Genomic DNA, 12,250 nt, shown 5'->3' with positions numbered 1-12,250 from the left:
CATTTAGAGGTTTCGTGATGAAATACCTGTCTTTTCTGCTGCTCTTGACCTTTTCCGCCGCTTACGCGGACGACGGCGACGACGCCCCCCTCATCATCAACGGCTGCACCCTCGCCGAGCAGAGCCAATGCCCCGGCGCCAACCTCAAAGGCGCGAACCTGAGCAACCAGGACCTGCGCAGCATGAACCTCAGCGGCGCCGACCTGCGCGATGCCGACTTGCGTCACGCCCGTCTCGACCTCGCCAACCTGGAAAAAGCCCAACTGCAAGGCGCCAACCTGACCCGCGCGAGCCTGCAACAAAGCAACCTGCGCCTGGCCGACTTCAGCGGTGCGACGCTGATGGCGATCCAGGGTTGGGGCCTGTTCGCCCAGGGTGCGCAATTCGAAAACGCCAACCTCAGCGCCGCCTACCTGCAATTCGCTCGCCTATCCGGGGCCAAACTGCACAACGCCAACCTGCGCGCCGCCGACCTGGAAATGACCTGGCTGAGCAAGGCCGACCTCAAGGGCGCCAACCTCAGCGATGCCAACCTGCAAGAAGCCAAGTTCGGCGAAAGCAACCTGGAACACGCCAACCTCAGCGGCGCGCGGCAGCATTATGCGAATTTTCAGGATGCGAATATGGAGGGGTGCAGCGGGTGCCCGACCACTTGGGAAAAATGAGCCGTGAACTGATCGCTCCCACTCCGCGTGGGAACGATCAATCCCCCAATACAACACCAAACCACTGTGGGAGCGGGCTTGCTCGCGAATGCGGTGTGTCAGGCAACATCAATGCTGAATGAGACACCGCATTCGCGAGCAAGCCCGCTCCCACAGGGTCTTGCGGTGATTGAACTAACCCGCCTTGCGCACCACCCCCATATCAATCCCCAAATGCACCAGCTCGGTATGGGACGTCACCTGCAATTTGCTCTTCAACAACGTCAGGTGATTGGAAACCGTCTTGCTGCTGATATTCAGTTGCTCGGCAATCAACCGCGCCGGGGTGCCTTTGGCGAGCATGACGAAGATTTCCAGTTCGCGCTGGGTCATGCTCTGCAAGCGCGGATCGCTGGTGTCCTGTTGCGGATGGCACGCCAGTTGAGTGGCCAGCGGCTGTTCGATGTAGGCATGCCCGGCGAGGATCCGCCGCACCGCTTCGATCAACACTTCCGGCGCTGAGCTTTTGGTCAGGTAACCCGAAGCCCCCGCCTCCAGCGCCTGACGCACCAGCGGCAATTCGTCGTGCATGCTGAAAAACAGCACGCGCAACTGCGGCAAACGCTGGCGCAGGCGGCGAGTCGTTTCGAGACCGCTGATCCCCGGCAAACCGAAATCCATGATCACCAGATTCGGCACGGCTTCCTGGACCCGGATCAGCGCTTCTTCGCCGGTGGCGGCTTCGCGTACTTCCAGCGCCGGCAACAGCGCCCGCAACAAACTGGCGTAGCCCTGACGGACCACCGCATGGTCATCGACCAGCAGAATATTCATGACGCCTCCAAAGGCATGCTCAAGGCCAGCGCCCAACCGGCGCCGGGGTGGCTGATGATCCGCAGTTCGCCGCCAAGGCTGCGCGCACGTTCGAACATTGAGTACAGCCCGACGCCCGGCCGCTGCGGCTGCGCGGCACCGCGACCGTTATCGCGGATCAGTAAGTGCACGCGCCCGCCACGATGCTGCAATCGAACCCGCACCTGACTGGCCTCGGCGTGCCGGGCAATGTTGGTCAAAGCCTCCTGTAACAGGCGATACAGGTGGGTCTTGCTCGGCCCCGACAGCGCCGGCAACCGCGCACTGACCCGCAACTGGCAATCGATGCCCTGTCGGCCCTGCCATTGCTCCACCAACAGACTTAAGGCTTCGGACAGCGGCAGGTGTTGCAGCACCACGGGATACAAGTCGTGAACCAGCGCCCGAAAACCCTTTTGCAGGTGTTCGCAGTTGTGTTCCAACTCGCGCACCGTGCGCTTGACGGTATCTGGCTGATCCGCCACCAGTCGCAACAGACAGGCTTGCGCACGAATACCCGCCAGGTACTGACCGAGGTCATCGTGCAGCGTCTGCGCCAAATGCGTGCGTTCCTGCTCCTGCACCGCGAGCAAGGTTTGCGTCAATTGCGTGTTGTCCGCGCGGGCCTGTTCCAGCGCCCCGGTCATGCGATTGAAATGCGTCGCCAGTTGCCGCGCCTCCGGCACACCTTGCCCGCGCAGCCGCACGTTGAGCTGGCCGGCAGACACCTGCTGCAAGGCACGGAGCAATTCGTCGAGCAGGCCCATGCCCCGACGCACGGCCCAGCGGATGGTCAACAGGCTCACCAGCAGTGCCAGCCCACACAGGAACAGCACTTGTTGCAGAGAGTCCCAGACCTCATCGATCTCGTCCCGAGGATCGACCGCAATCATCACCCGCCGACCGTCCTTCAAATCCAGCACCTGGGCGCTGTGTCGGGCGTCGGCAAACAGCAATCGCCCGAGCCAGGCATCGAGGCCATCCTGCACTGGCAGCCGCGCGGCTTCGCCGGGCTCCAGCCAACGCACCCGCACATGGCGCAAGCTGCGGGTCAGCCGCGGTTGCAGGCTGACCGGGTCACGTTCGGCGGTTTCGCTCAGGTACTCGACTACCGCTTCGGCGGATTGCAGCTCACGTTCCACATCCGCCAGCGCCTGATGCACCAGCAACGCCATGCACGCCAGGGTCACCAGGGCGAAAAAGCCGCAGACCCACAGGTTGATCCGCCACAGGGCCGACACGCCTAGCGCCCCGGCAACGCGGGCGACATCTGCACCAGCGTCGGTCGCGGGCCGTGCAGTTTGTCGACGCCGATCAGGGTCAGAATCAGCAGCAATGGCAGGAGCAGCGCCTTGAAAATACGCATGATCCATCTCCTCCACAGTAATGGCCGTTGAAACCCATGCTAAAACCGCGCCGCCGGAGATGAGTTACTACCTTGGTACTGCCTTAGCGGTACTTTCTGCATATTTCCTCTGCCCCCCGGGCTTCCTATGCTGGCGCTACCCGTCATGGAGTGCCTTATGCGCCAGCTTGCCCCCTACGCCTTGATCTACCTGCTGGCGATTGCCTGCGCCGCCGGGCTGGCGACCCAGAGCCAGGCCGCCGACGCGCCGTTGCAAGTGCAGATCGGCTACCTGGGTTATCGCCCCGATCCGGGGCCGCTGCTGTCGAATGTCATCCCTGAACCCATCGATGCCGGGCTGCGCGGCGCCGAACTGGCGATCACCGACAGCAACAGCACCGGGCGTTTTCTCAACCACAGCTACAGCCTGGTCAGCGCCAGCGCCGAGACTCCGGATGCACTGATCGACGCGGCCAAGGCCCAACACGAACAAGGTCTGCGCCTGTTTGTGGTGAATGCGCCGGTGGAAACCCTGCGCCGCCTCAGCGCGGTGCTGACCGACAGTTTGCTGTTCAACGCCGGCAGCCCGGATGACAGCCTGCGCACCACCGACTGCTTACCGAACGTACTGCACACCTTGCCGAGCAGGGCGATGCTTGCCGATGCGTTGGCGCAATTTTTGGTGGTGCGCAAATGGCAACGGGCGCTGCTGATTGTCGGCCCGACCCCGGACGATCAAGCCTACGCCGCCGCCCTGCGCCGCGCCGCCAAGCGCTTCGGTCTGAAACTGGTGGCGGAGAAAGCCTGGAGCTTCGACAACGATCAACGCCGCAGCGCCCAGGCTGACATGCCGCTGTTCACCCAGACCGCCGAATACGATGTGGTGCTGGTGGCAGACGAACGCGGCGACTTCGGCGAATACGTGCCCTACCAGACCTGGTACCCGCGCCCGGTCGCCGGCACCCAGGGCCTGACCCCGGTGGGCTGGCACAAAACCGTGGAAACCTACGGCGCCGCCCAACTGCAAAAACGCTTCGAGGCCATGGCCGGGCGCTGGATGAATGACCGGGATTTCGCCGCGTGGATGGCCGTGCGCAGCATCGCCAGTGCCGTGAGTAAATTGCGCCAGGTCGATCCGATGGCGATCCGCGCGCTGGAGATCAGCGATCAATTGCCGCTGGACGGTTTCAAGGGTCGCAAGCTCAGCTATCGCCCGTGGAACGGCCAGTTGCGCCAACCGATTCCCATCGTGCAACCGCGCGCGCTGGTCAGCACCTCGCCCCAGGACGGTTTCCTGCACCCGTTCAACGAAATGGACAGCCTGGGCTACGACAAGCCCGAAGTGAGCTGCCGTTTTCCCTGATCGCTCTTCCACCACAACCACAATAAAAAGGAATCCGCCATGCGCCGTACCCTGCTCTCATGCGCCCTGCTGCTTGCCGCCGGGCACGCCGTGGCCAGCACTGCCTGGGTCTCCAACGAAAAGGACAACAGCCTGAGCCTGATCGACATGCAGACCCTGCAAGTCACCGACACCCTGCCCGTCGGCCAGCGCCCGCGCGGTTTGTTGCTGTCCCACGACAGCAAGTTGCTGTACATCTGCGCCAGTGACTCGGACCGCGTCCAGGTCATGGACGTGGCCACGCGCAAGATCATCAAGGAGCTGCCCTCCGGCAAAGACCCCGAGCAATTCGCCCTGCACCCCAATAACCGCTGGCTCTACGTCTCCAACGAAGACGATGCGCTGGTGACGGTGATCGACACCGAAACCTCCAAGGTGCTGAGCCAGATCAACGTCGGCGTCGAGCCGGAAGGCATGGCGGTCAGCCCCGATGGCAAATGGGCGGTGAACACCAGCGAAACCACCAACATGCTGCACTGGATCGACACCAGCACCCAAACCCTGGCCGACAGCACCCTGGTGGATCAACGACCACGTTTCGTCGAGTTTTCCCCGGACGGTTCACAGCTGTGGGCCTCGGCGGAAATCGGCGGCACGGTGACGATTCTTGACGTGGCGACGCGCAAGGTCCTCAAGACCGTGAACTTCCAGATCAAAGGCGTGCACCCGGACAAAGTGCAGCCGGTGGGAATCAAGCTCAGCGCCGACGGCAAGTACGGCTTCGTCGCCCTCGGCCCGGCCAACCATGTGGCGGTGGTGGACGCCAAGACCTTCGAAGTGCTCGATTACCTGCTGGTCGGCCGGCGCGTGTGGCAGATGTCGTTCACCCCGGACCAGAAGCAATTGCTCGCCACCAATGGCGTCAGCGGCGACGTATCGGTGATTGATGTCGACAGCCTCAAGGTCAGCAAATCGATCAAGGTCGGGCGCTATCCGTGGGGCGTGGTGGTGACCCCATGAACGCTCTGGAAGTCAGCGAGTTGAGCTTCGCTTATGGCGCGAAGGAGGCGTTGCGCCAGGTGAGTTTCAGCCTGGTGTCGGGGCGTTTTGCGGCGTTGCTGGGGCCGAACGGTGCGGGCAAATCGACGCTGATTGCCCTGCTGACCCGGCTCTACGATGTGCAACGCGGTGACATCCGGGTCGGCGGCTGTTCGTTGCGCGATGCCCCGCGTCCGGCGCTCAAGCGGTTGGGTGTGGTGTTCCAGCAAAGCACGCTGGACCTGGACCTCAGCGTCGAGCAGAACCTGCGCTACCACGCCGCGCTACACGGTATGTCCCGACGCCAGACCGGCCTGCGGGTCGACGCCGAACTGGCCCGTCAGGCCCTGACCGAACGCCGTCGCGAGCGAGTGCGCGAACTCAATGGCGGCCACCGGCGCCGGGTGGAAATCGCCCGGGCGTTGCTGCACGAACCGCGATTGTTGCTGCTGGATGAGGCCAGTGTCGGCCTCGACCCGGCCAGTCGTCTGGCGCTCAATCAACACATCCGCAGCCTGTGCCGCGAGCAAGGCATCAGTGTGCTCTGGACCACGCACTTGCTCGACGAAGTGCAGGCCAGCGATGACTTGCTGATCCTTCATCAAGGACGACTCGTGGCCAGCGGCCAAGCCGACGCCCTGAGCCTGGAACACGGCGGCAACCTCGGTGCTGCCTTCGCTCGACTGACCACCGCAGGAGCCGCCCGATGAACGCGTATTGGCAGTGTTTCAGCGGGATCGTGCTGCGCGAATGGCTGCGTTTTGTGTTGCAGCGCACGCGGTTTCTCAGTGCGTTGGTACGGCCATTGTTGTGGCTGCTGGTGTTCGCCGCCGGGTTTCGCGCGGCGCTGGGCATCGCGATCATCGAGCCCTACGACACCTACATTCCGTATGAGGTGTACATCATTCCGGGGCTGGCCTGCATGATCCTGCTGTTCAACGGCATGCAGGGTTCGCTGTCGATGGTCTACGACCGGGAAATGGGCAGCATGCGCGTGCTGCTGACCAGTCCCCTGCCCCGGATTTTCCTGCTGTGCAGCAAATTGCTGGCGACGTCGCTGATCTCGCTGTTGCAGGTGTATGCCTTTCTGGCGATTGCCTGGGTCTACGGCGTGCAACCGCCGGCCATGGGTTTGCTGATCGCGTTGCCGGCGTTGCTGCTGGTGGCGTTGATGTTGAGTGCGCTGGGGTTGTTGCTGTCGAATGCGATCCGTCAATTGGAGAACTTTGCCGGGGTGATGAATTTCGTGATCTTCCCGCTGTTTTTCCTGTCCTCGGCGTTGTACCCGCTGTGGAAAATGCGCGAGTCGAGTGAGTGGCTGTATTGGTTGTGTGCGTTGAATCCATTCACCCACGCGGTAGAACTGGTGCGGTTTGCCTTGTACGAACGCTTCAATCCGCTGGCGCTGGCGGTGTGCCTGGGCTTGACGCTGGTGTTCGTGCTGCTCGCCGTGCTCACCTTCAACCCGCAGCATGCCGCCCTGCGCAAAACCACCTGACCACACACCCCCCGTAGGAGCTGTCGAGTGCAACGAGGCTGCGATCTTTGCTTTTAAAGATCAAAAGATCGCAGCCTCGTTGCACTCGACAGCTCCTACGGCTCCTACAGGGGGATTGTGTTGAGCACAGGCACAAAATTACTACTTTAGTACTGCTTTACCTGTCTATCGTCGCATTCCCTTCGCACCGCACCTGGCATGTAATGGGTTCATAACTATAAGGATTGAACCCCCATGCCGCGTGCCCGACGTCGTCTGCTGCGCCCTTGCCTCGCTGCCCTGTCGCTCAGCCTGTTGCTGAGCACTGCGCACGCCGAAACCCCGCTGTTTTCCGCTGACGGCTACCGCATCGGCCTGTACCGCAGCCCGACGCCGAATCAGCTGCAAGGCGCGACCATTCTCGACACCCCTGCCCTGCAAACCCTGCTCAACCAGACACCGCGCCCAGTGCTGATCGACGTCTACCGCCGCCAATGGCTGCAAGGGCGCTTCATCGAAGACCAGCCCCACGAGAACCTGCCCGGCAGCCACTGGCTGGCCAATACCGGTGACGGTGATCTGGCACCCGACTGGCAGGCGTACTTTGCGCGTAATCTGGACACATTCACCGACGGCAATCACCAGCAACCGCTGGTCTTCTACTGCCGCTCCGATTGCTGGTCGAGCTGGAACGCGGTAAAACGCGCCGCCGCCATGGGCTATAAGTCAGTGTATTGGTATCGCGATGGTCTGGATGCCTGGCAAGCGGCGAACCTGCCCGTGGTGCCGGCCCAGCCCGAGCCTTTTCCCTGACCCGAACACTTGCGTGTGGTTGCCCCACCCAAAAACACAATAATGAGGTGAAAGGCTATGTACAAAATTCTGATTGCCGACGATCACCCGCTGTTTCGCGAAGCCATTCATAACGTCATCAGCGACGGATTTCCCGGCAGCGATGTGATGGAAACCGCTGACCTGGACAGCGCCCTGCTGCTGACCCAGGAACACGACGACCTGGACCTGATCCTGTTGGACCTGAACATGCCGGGCATGCACGGCCTCAATGGCCTGATCAACCTGCGCAACGAGGCGCCGACCATTCCGGTGGTGATCGTCTCGGCCGAGCAGGACAAGCAGATCGTGCTGCAAGCCATCACCTATGGCGCGGTGGGTTTCATCACCAAATCCTCGCCGCGCCTGCAAATGACCGAGGCGATCCAGCAGATTCTCAACGGCAATGTGTACCTGCCGCCGGACATCATCCGCACGCAAAAACCCGGCACTCATCGGCGCATGAACGACAACCCGAGCTTCCCGCCGGAACTGCTCCAGGCCCTGACCCGCAAGCAGTTGCTGGTGCTGGAACGCATGACCAAGGGCGAGTCGAACAAACAGATCGCCTACACCCTGGAAATCGCCGAAACCACGGTCAAGGCGCATGTGTCGGCGATCTTGCGCAAACTCAATGTGCACAACCGGGTGCAGGCGATTCTCAGCGCGGGGGACATAGATTTCGGGTCTTACTTACGGCGCTGAAGCACAATCCCTGGACGCAGGACGCGCACTCTGTAGCAGCTGGCGAAGCCTGCGTTCGGCTGCGAAGCAGTCGTAAAACCTGACGCCGCGGTCTTCCTGATCTACCGCGCTGTCTGAACTCACGACTGCTTCGCAGCCGAACGCAGGCTTCGCCAGCTGCTACAAGTTCGGGGCGGCTCAGGCTATCGGGACAGGCCGAGCAAATGACTCATCGCCGTCTTGAGCTTCATCGGCCGCACCGGTTTATGCATCAACGTGTGCCCCAACTCACGAATCTGCAACTTCAGCTCATTGCTGTAGTTGGCGGTGATCATCATCGCCGGGATGGCTGAGCCACGCCGGGCGTTGATCCGGGCCACGGCATCGACGCCGTTCTGGTCGTCGTCCAGGTGATAGTCGGCAATCAGCAAATCGGCTTCCTGGTGATAGTTGTCCACTTGCCGCGCCAGGTCCTGCTCCGACAGCGCCGTGACCACCAGACACCCCCAGCCTTCCAGCAACGTGCGCATCCCCGCACAAATCGCCGCGTCGTTGTCCAACACCCACACCCGCGCGCCACGCAGGCGTTCAAGCATCGGCTCACTCATCAGCAGGCTCGGCAACGCCTTGGGCGCCGTGGCGCTGAGCGGTACTTCAACGGAAAACATCGAGCCCTTGCCCGGCCACGAGCGCACGTGAATCCGGTGCCCGAGGATCCCGGCGATCTTCTCCACAATCGCCAACCCCAGACCCAACCCGCGATCCTGATCCGGACGCTGCACGTCCCCACGTTTGAACTCCTGGAAAATCTCCTCCAGGCGGTTTTCGGCAATGCCCATGCCGCTGTCCCAGACTTCAATCGACAAGCGCTGATGATGCCGTCGACAACCGAGCACCACGCGACCGCTGTAGGTGTAGCGAATCGCGTTGCTCAGCAGATTGCGCAGGATCCGCGCCAGCAACTGAATGTCGCTGCGCACCAGCGCCGAACACGGGATGAAGTGCAGTTCAAGCCCTTCGCTGCGGGCCACTTGGGTGTATTCGGCGGCGAGGTTTTCCAGCAATTCGCTGAGGGCAAACGGCGCAATATCGGCCTTGATTACCCCGGCATCGAGTTTGGAAATGTCCACCAAAGTACCCAGCAGGTTTTCCACGTCTTCCAGAGAATTGCTGACGTTGCGCACCAGAATCGCGTTGGCCACCGGCTCCCGGCGTTCCAGCAACGCGCTGGTAAACAGCCGCGCGGCGTTGAGCGGTTGCAGCAGGTCGTGGCTGACAGCGGCGAGAAACTTGGTCTTCGACAGGTTGGCCTGCTCGGCCTCAAGCTTGGCCTCGCGCAGGCGTGATTCGGCGCGGCGACGCTCATCGATTTCGCGCAACAGTTGATCGTTGAGGGTGGTCAGCTCCGTCGTGCGCTCGCGCACCCGCAACTCAAGGTTTTGATAGGCCTGGTGCAGCGCTTCGGCGGTGCGGCGGCGTTCGGTGATGTCGCGGATCAACACGAAAATCCCCACCACTTCCCCGGTGGCCAGTCGATTGGGCACGTAGGAGCGCAGCATGTAGCGCTCCTGGTTGTTGATGTTGGTTTCGGCGAATTCGAAGGTCACGCTCTCCCCGGCCAAAGCCCGGGCGACGTAGGCTTCCAGGCGCAGGTAATGCTGCTCGCTGTGCACTTCCCGCAGGCTCTGCCCGAGCATCACGCCCCTGGGCCAGCAGTACCATTGTTCGTAGACTTTGTTGGTGAATTCGTAGACCAGATCGGCGTTCAGGTAGGCGATCAGCGCCGGTACATGGTCAGTGATCAGGCGAATCCAGCGTTCGCTTTCGCTGAGCGCTTCGGCGTGCTGATAGCGTTCGGTGATGTCGGTGAAGGTGTTGACAAAGCCACCGGTCGGCAGCGGATGGGTGCGGATTTCCAGGACCCGGCCGTCGTAGAGGCGCTGTTCGCATTCCTGCACCGGCCGCCCGTTGCTGTCGCGACTGGCCGGGGTCAGCAGGTTCAATTCGCTGTCGGCAATCACTTCGGCGAACGGTCGATGGGCCGCCACCGGCGCCAAACCGCTGAGTTCAAGAAAGCGCCGGTTCCACAGTTCCAGGATGCCGTCCGCGTTAACCATCGCCACGCCTTGGGACAGGTTGTCCACCGCCCGTTGCAGCAGATGGGATTTCTGCGCCACCGCTTGCTCACGGCGCACGGTTTCGCTGAGTTTGACGTCGGTGATGTCCGTAAACAGAATCACCCGCCCACCTTCCTGGGTCGGCCGTTCGCTGACTTGCAACCAGCGGCCATTCTGCAAGCGGTACAACAGATTCTGGTCGGCATGGCCGCGCGGTTCTTCGGTGAACAACCCGGTCGCCGTCATCAGGCGCTTGACCTCGGCCAGGTGCATGCCGGCGATGATTCGCACCCGGCTGTTGCCCCAGAACGCCTTGAAGCGACTGTTGAACAGCACGATGCGCTGGTCTTCATCGAACAATACGAAGGCATCGGAAATGCTCTCGATCGCATCGATCAAATGCTGGTGGGCGGTTTCGGCCCGCAGGCGCGCGTCGCTGAGCAAGTGATTGCCAGCCTTGAGTTCGGCCATGGCCTGGTTTAACGCGTCGGTGCGTTCGCGGACCTGTTCGGCCAGCACTACCGAATGCTGGAACGCCGCATATGGATCGTTACCGCGAGTAATACCGGATTCGATGCGTTCGATCAGCGCACCATTGATGCGCTGCAGTTTTTGATTGTCGCGCTGCAGGCCGGCGATCTGCGCCTGGAGCTCAACGGTGTCCAGGGGAACGGCCTCGGGCAATGGCAACCCCGGTGAAGGTCTGGTTGATGTGCATGCCATTGAACTGTTCTCCGTAGGTGTTGAAACCCATCACCCGATGTTCACGTAAAAACGCCCCGATCGGCTCCAGGCTGCCGCGATCTTCCAGTTCCAGACGCCGCAGAAAACAGTCGCAACCGATGGTCAGCAACAGGTCGCCGAGGCGTTCTTCCAGGCCTTCGAACAGTGCTTGCAGGTTCGGCAGCATGGGACCTGGGGTCATGGCAGTGAGGACGATGCCGTTTTCCACGGCGCAGTAAAAACTCAGGCTCAGGTCCGGGTGCACCTGCTGGATGGCGCGCACGTAATACTGCTCGTTGATCCGCACCGCCAACGGGTGCGCGGCGAAGATCCGGTGATCGAGCTCGGCCACCGGCACGCCGATATGGCGGGCGTACTCCTCGGCGGCGGGCTCGGCGTTGAGTTCGAACACCCGTCGCGACGCGCTGTCGGCGCCGGTGACCACCAGTTTTTCCGCCCGGGGCAGAATGTGGTGAGTGGTAAACACTTCGAAGTCGAGCCAGGTGTTGACCAGCACCACCACCGCCGCGCCGCTGTGGAACTCGCCGCCGAAATACACGTGGGTGTGGGTCAGGTAGTTGTCATCACCGGCGGAACCGCCAAAGTGCGGGATGTCGCCCAACGCTGCGCTCAACGCGGCGAGAACCATTTCTTCACGGCTGGACAGGCCATCGAGCAGGGTCAGGGCAAAGCTGTTGCCCTTGATCGGCGCCAGGGTGTTGCTGCGACAACCGCTCACCAGTCGTTCGACCATTTGCTGGGCGTCGATCAGGCTGAAGCGTTCCATTTCGTCGATCAGTTCGATGGCGATGGAAAAGTGCCGATGATCGAACCCCACCGCCGTCACGCAATTGCGGCCGTAACCTTGCGGGGTGATTTCCCCGGCGCTGGTGCAACCCACCAGGCGAATCCCGCCGAAGCTTTGCTGCAAGGCCTGGCCCAGCGCCTGCAAGTCGTACTCGGCGGAACAGAAAAACAGCACAAAACCCAGGTGCGGATGCAACAACTGCCGCGCCAACTCCTGCGCCGCCTGCTGCGCATCGGAGGCCTGGGACATGGCACTGACCACCCCTTCACTCTGGACCTGCTGCATCGTCGCCTCCCGCAGGTGCGCATGTATGAGGTGCGAGTGTACGAAGCCTGCGGGCCGGGACGTATGCTACTTGGGTAGCGGTCTTGGGATTCGATGGGATGAGA

At 62.0% G+C, this 12,250-nt stretch carries 12 protein-coding genes; 7 read left to right on the top strand and 5 right to left on the bottom strand.

Going from position 1 to position 12,250, the window contains the following annotated elements; genetic code table 11:
• Positions 1-17: 17 nt before the first annotated feature.
• Positions 18-665 (top strand): pentapeptide repeat-containing protein, encoded by a 648-nt coding sequence (locus HB680_RS13525; RefSeq protein ID WP_213939128.1) that lies wholly within the window; start codon positions 18-20, stop codon positions 663-665.
• A 174-nt stretch (positions 666-839) separates the two neighbouring features.
• On the opposite strand, the gene HB680_RS13520 is transcribed toward HB680_RS13525, so the two are convergent.
• The 3 genes from HB680_RS13520 to HB680_RS32755 are packed head-to-tail and all read right to left on the bottom strand — an operon-like array spanning position 840 to position 2,862.
• Positions 840-1,478: a response regulator transcription factor gene (locus HB680_RS13520; RefSeq protein ID WP_213939127.1), complete on the bottom strand. Its 639-nt coding sequence runs from the start codon at positions 1,476-1,478 to the stop codon at positions 840-842.
• A complete protein-coding gene (locus HB680_RS13515; protein ID WP_213939126.1) occupies positions 1,475-2,737 on the bottom strand; it encodes a histidine kinase in 1,263 nt (420 codons plus the stop codon). The genes HB680_RS13520 and HB680_RS13515 overlap by 4 nt, the downstream gene beginning before the upstream one ends.
• A gap of 2 nt (positions 2,738-2,739) precedes the next feature.
• The gene (locus HB680_RS32755) at positions 2,740-2,862 is read right to left on the bottom strand and encodes a hypothetical protein (RefSeq protein WP_256735527.1); all 123 of its coding nucleotides are present in this window, start codon (positions 2,860-2,862) and stop codon (positions 2,740-2,742) included.
• Between the two features lie 157 nt (positions 2,863-3,019).
• Between HB680_RS32755 and HB680_RS13510 the strand changes: the two genes are divergently transcribed.
• The 6 genes from HB680_RS13510 to HB680_RS13485 all read left to right on the top strand — a co-directional run bounded on the left by HB680_RS13510 (position 3,020) and on the right by HB680_RS13485 (position 8,234).
• Entirely contained in the window at positions 3,020-4,204 is a 1,185-nt protein-coding gene (locus HB680_RS13510; RefSeq protein ID WP_213939125.1) for an ABC transporter substrate-binding protein, read from the top strand.
• Positions 4,205-4,243: 39 nt separating this feature from the next.
• Entirely contained in the window at positions 4,244-5,203 is a 960-nt protein-coding gene (locus tag HB680_RS13505) for a YVTN family beta-propeller repeat protein (RefSeq protein WP_054615163.1), read from the top strand.
• Entirely contained in the window at positions 5,200-5,931 is a 732-nt protein-coding gene (locus HB680_RS13500; protein WP_213939124.1) for an ABC transporter ATP-binding protein, read from the top strand. The genes HB680_RS13505 and HB680_RS13500 overlap by 4 nt, the downstream gene beginning before the upstream one ends.
• A complete protein-coding gene (locus HB680_RS13495; protein WP_213939123.1) occupies positions 5,928-6,719 on the top strand; it encodes an ABC transporter permease in 792 nt (263 codons plus the stop codon). The genes HB680_RS13500 and HB680_RS13495 overlap by 4 nt, the downstream gene beginning before the upstream one ends.
• A gap of 234 nt (positions 6,720-6,953) precedes the next feature.
• Positions 6,954-7,511 (top strand): PQQ-dependent catabolism-associated CXXCW motif protein, encoded by a 558-nt coding sequence (locus tag HB680_RS13490; protein ID WP_213939122.1) that lies wholly within the window; start codon positions 6,954-6,956, stop codon positions 7,509-7,511.
• Positions 7,512-7,568: 57 nt separating this feature from the next.
• Positions 7,569-8,234 (top strand): response regulator transcription factor, encoded by a 666-nt coding sequence (locus tag HB680_RS13485; RefSeq protein WP_054047333.1) that lies wholly within the window; start codon positions 7,569-7,571, stop codon positions 8,232-8,234.
• 182 nt (positions 8,235-8,416) lie between these two features.
• On the opposite strand, the gene nahK is transcribed toward HB680_RS13485, so the two are convergent.
• The gene (gene nahK / locus HB680_RS13480) at positions 8,417-11,014 is read right to left on the bottom strand and encodes a hybrid sensor histidine kinase/response regulator NahK/ErcS' (RefSeq protein ID WP_213939269.1); all 2,598 of its coding nucleotides are present in this window, start codon (positions 11,012-11,014) and stop codon (positions 8,417-8,419) included.
• Positions 10,983-12,146 (bottom strand): nitric oxide-sensing protein NosP, encoded by a 1,164-nt coding sequence (gene nosP / locus HB680_RS13475; protein ID WP_213939121.1) that lies wholly within the window; start codon positions 12,144-12,146, stop codon positions 10,983-10,985. Before nosP ends, nahK begins: the two co-directional genes overlap by 32 nt.
• Between the last annotated feature and the right edge of the window lie 104 nt (positions 12,147-12,250).

The organism is Pseudomonas sp. dw_612 (assembly GCF_018449725.1).
Classification (GTDB): domain Bacteria; phylum Pseudomonadota; class Gammaproteobacteria; order Pseudomonadales; family Pseudomonadaceae; genus Aquipseudomonas.
This window is presented reverse-complemented; position numbering and strand designations above follow the sequence as displayed.

Coding starts and splice junctions, on each gene's coding strand:
- HB680_RS13525 (WP_213939128.1), top strand. CDS start 18: ATGAAATACCTGTCTTTTCTGCTGCTCTTGACCTTTTCCGCCGCTTAC.
- HB680_RS13520 (WP_213939127.1), bottom strand. CDS start 1,478: ATGAATATTCTGCTGGTCGATGACCATGCGGTGGTCCGTCAGGGCTAC.
- HB680_RS32755 (WP_256735527.1), bottom strand. CDS start 2,862: ATGCGTATTTTCAAGGCGCTGCTCCTGCCATTGCTGCTGATTCTGACC.
- HB680_RS13510 (WP_213939125.1), top strand. CDS start 3,020: ATGCGCCAGCTTGCCCCCTACGCCTTGATCTACCTGCTGGCGATTGCC.
- HB680_RS13505 (WP_054615163.1), top strand. CDS start 4,244: ATGCGCCGTACCCTGCTCTCATGCGCCCTGCTGCTTGCCGCCGGGCAC.
- HB680_RS13500 (WP_213939124.1), top strand. CDS start 5,200: ATGAACGCTCTGGAAGTCAGCGAGTTGAGCTTCGCTTATGGCGCGAAG.
- HB680_RS13495 (WP_213939123.1), top strand. CDS start 5,928: ATGAACGCGTATTGGCAGTGTTTCAGCGGGATCGTGCTGCGCGAATGG.
- HB680_RS13490 (WP_213939122.1), top strand. CDS start 6,954: ATGCCGCGTGCCCGACGTCGTCTGCTGCGCCCTTGCCTCGCTGCCCTG.
- HB680_RS13485 (WP_054047333.1), top strand. CDS start 7,569: ATGTACAAAATTCTGATTGCCGACGATCACCCGCTGTTTCGCGAAGCC.
- nosP (WP_213939121.1), bottom strand. CDS start 12,146: ATGCAGCAGGTCCAGAGTGAAGGGGTGGTCAGTGCCATGTCCCAGGCC.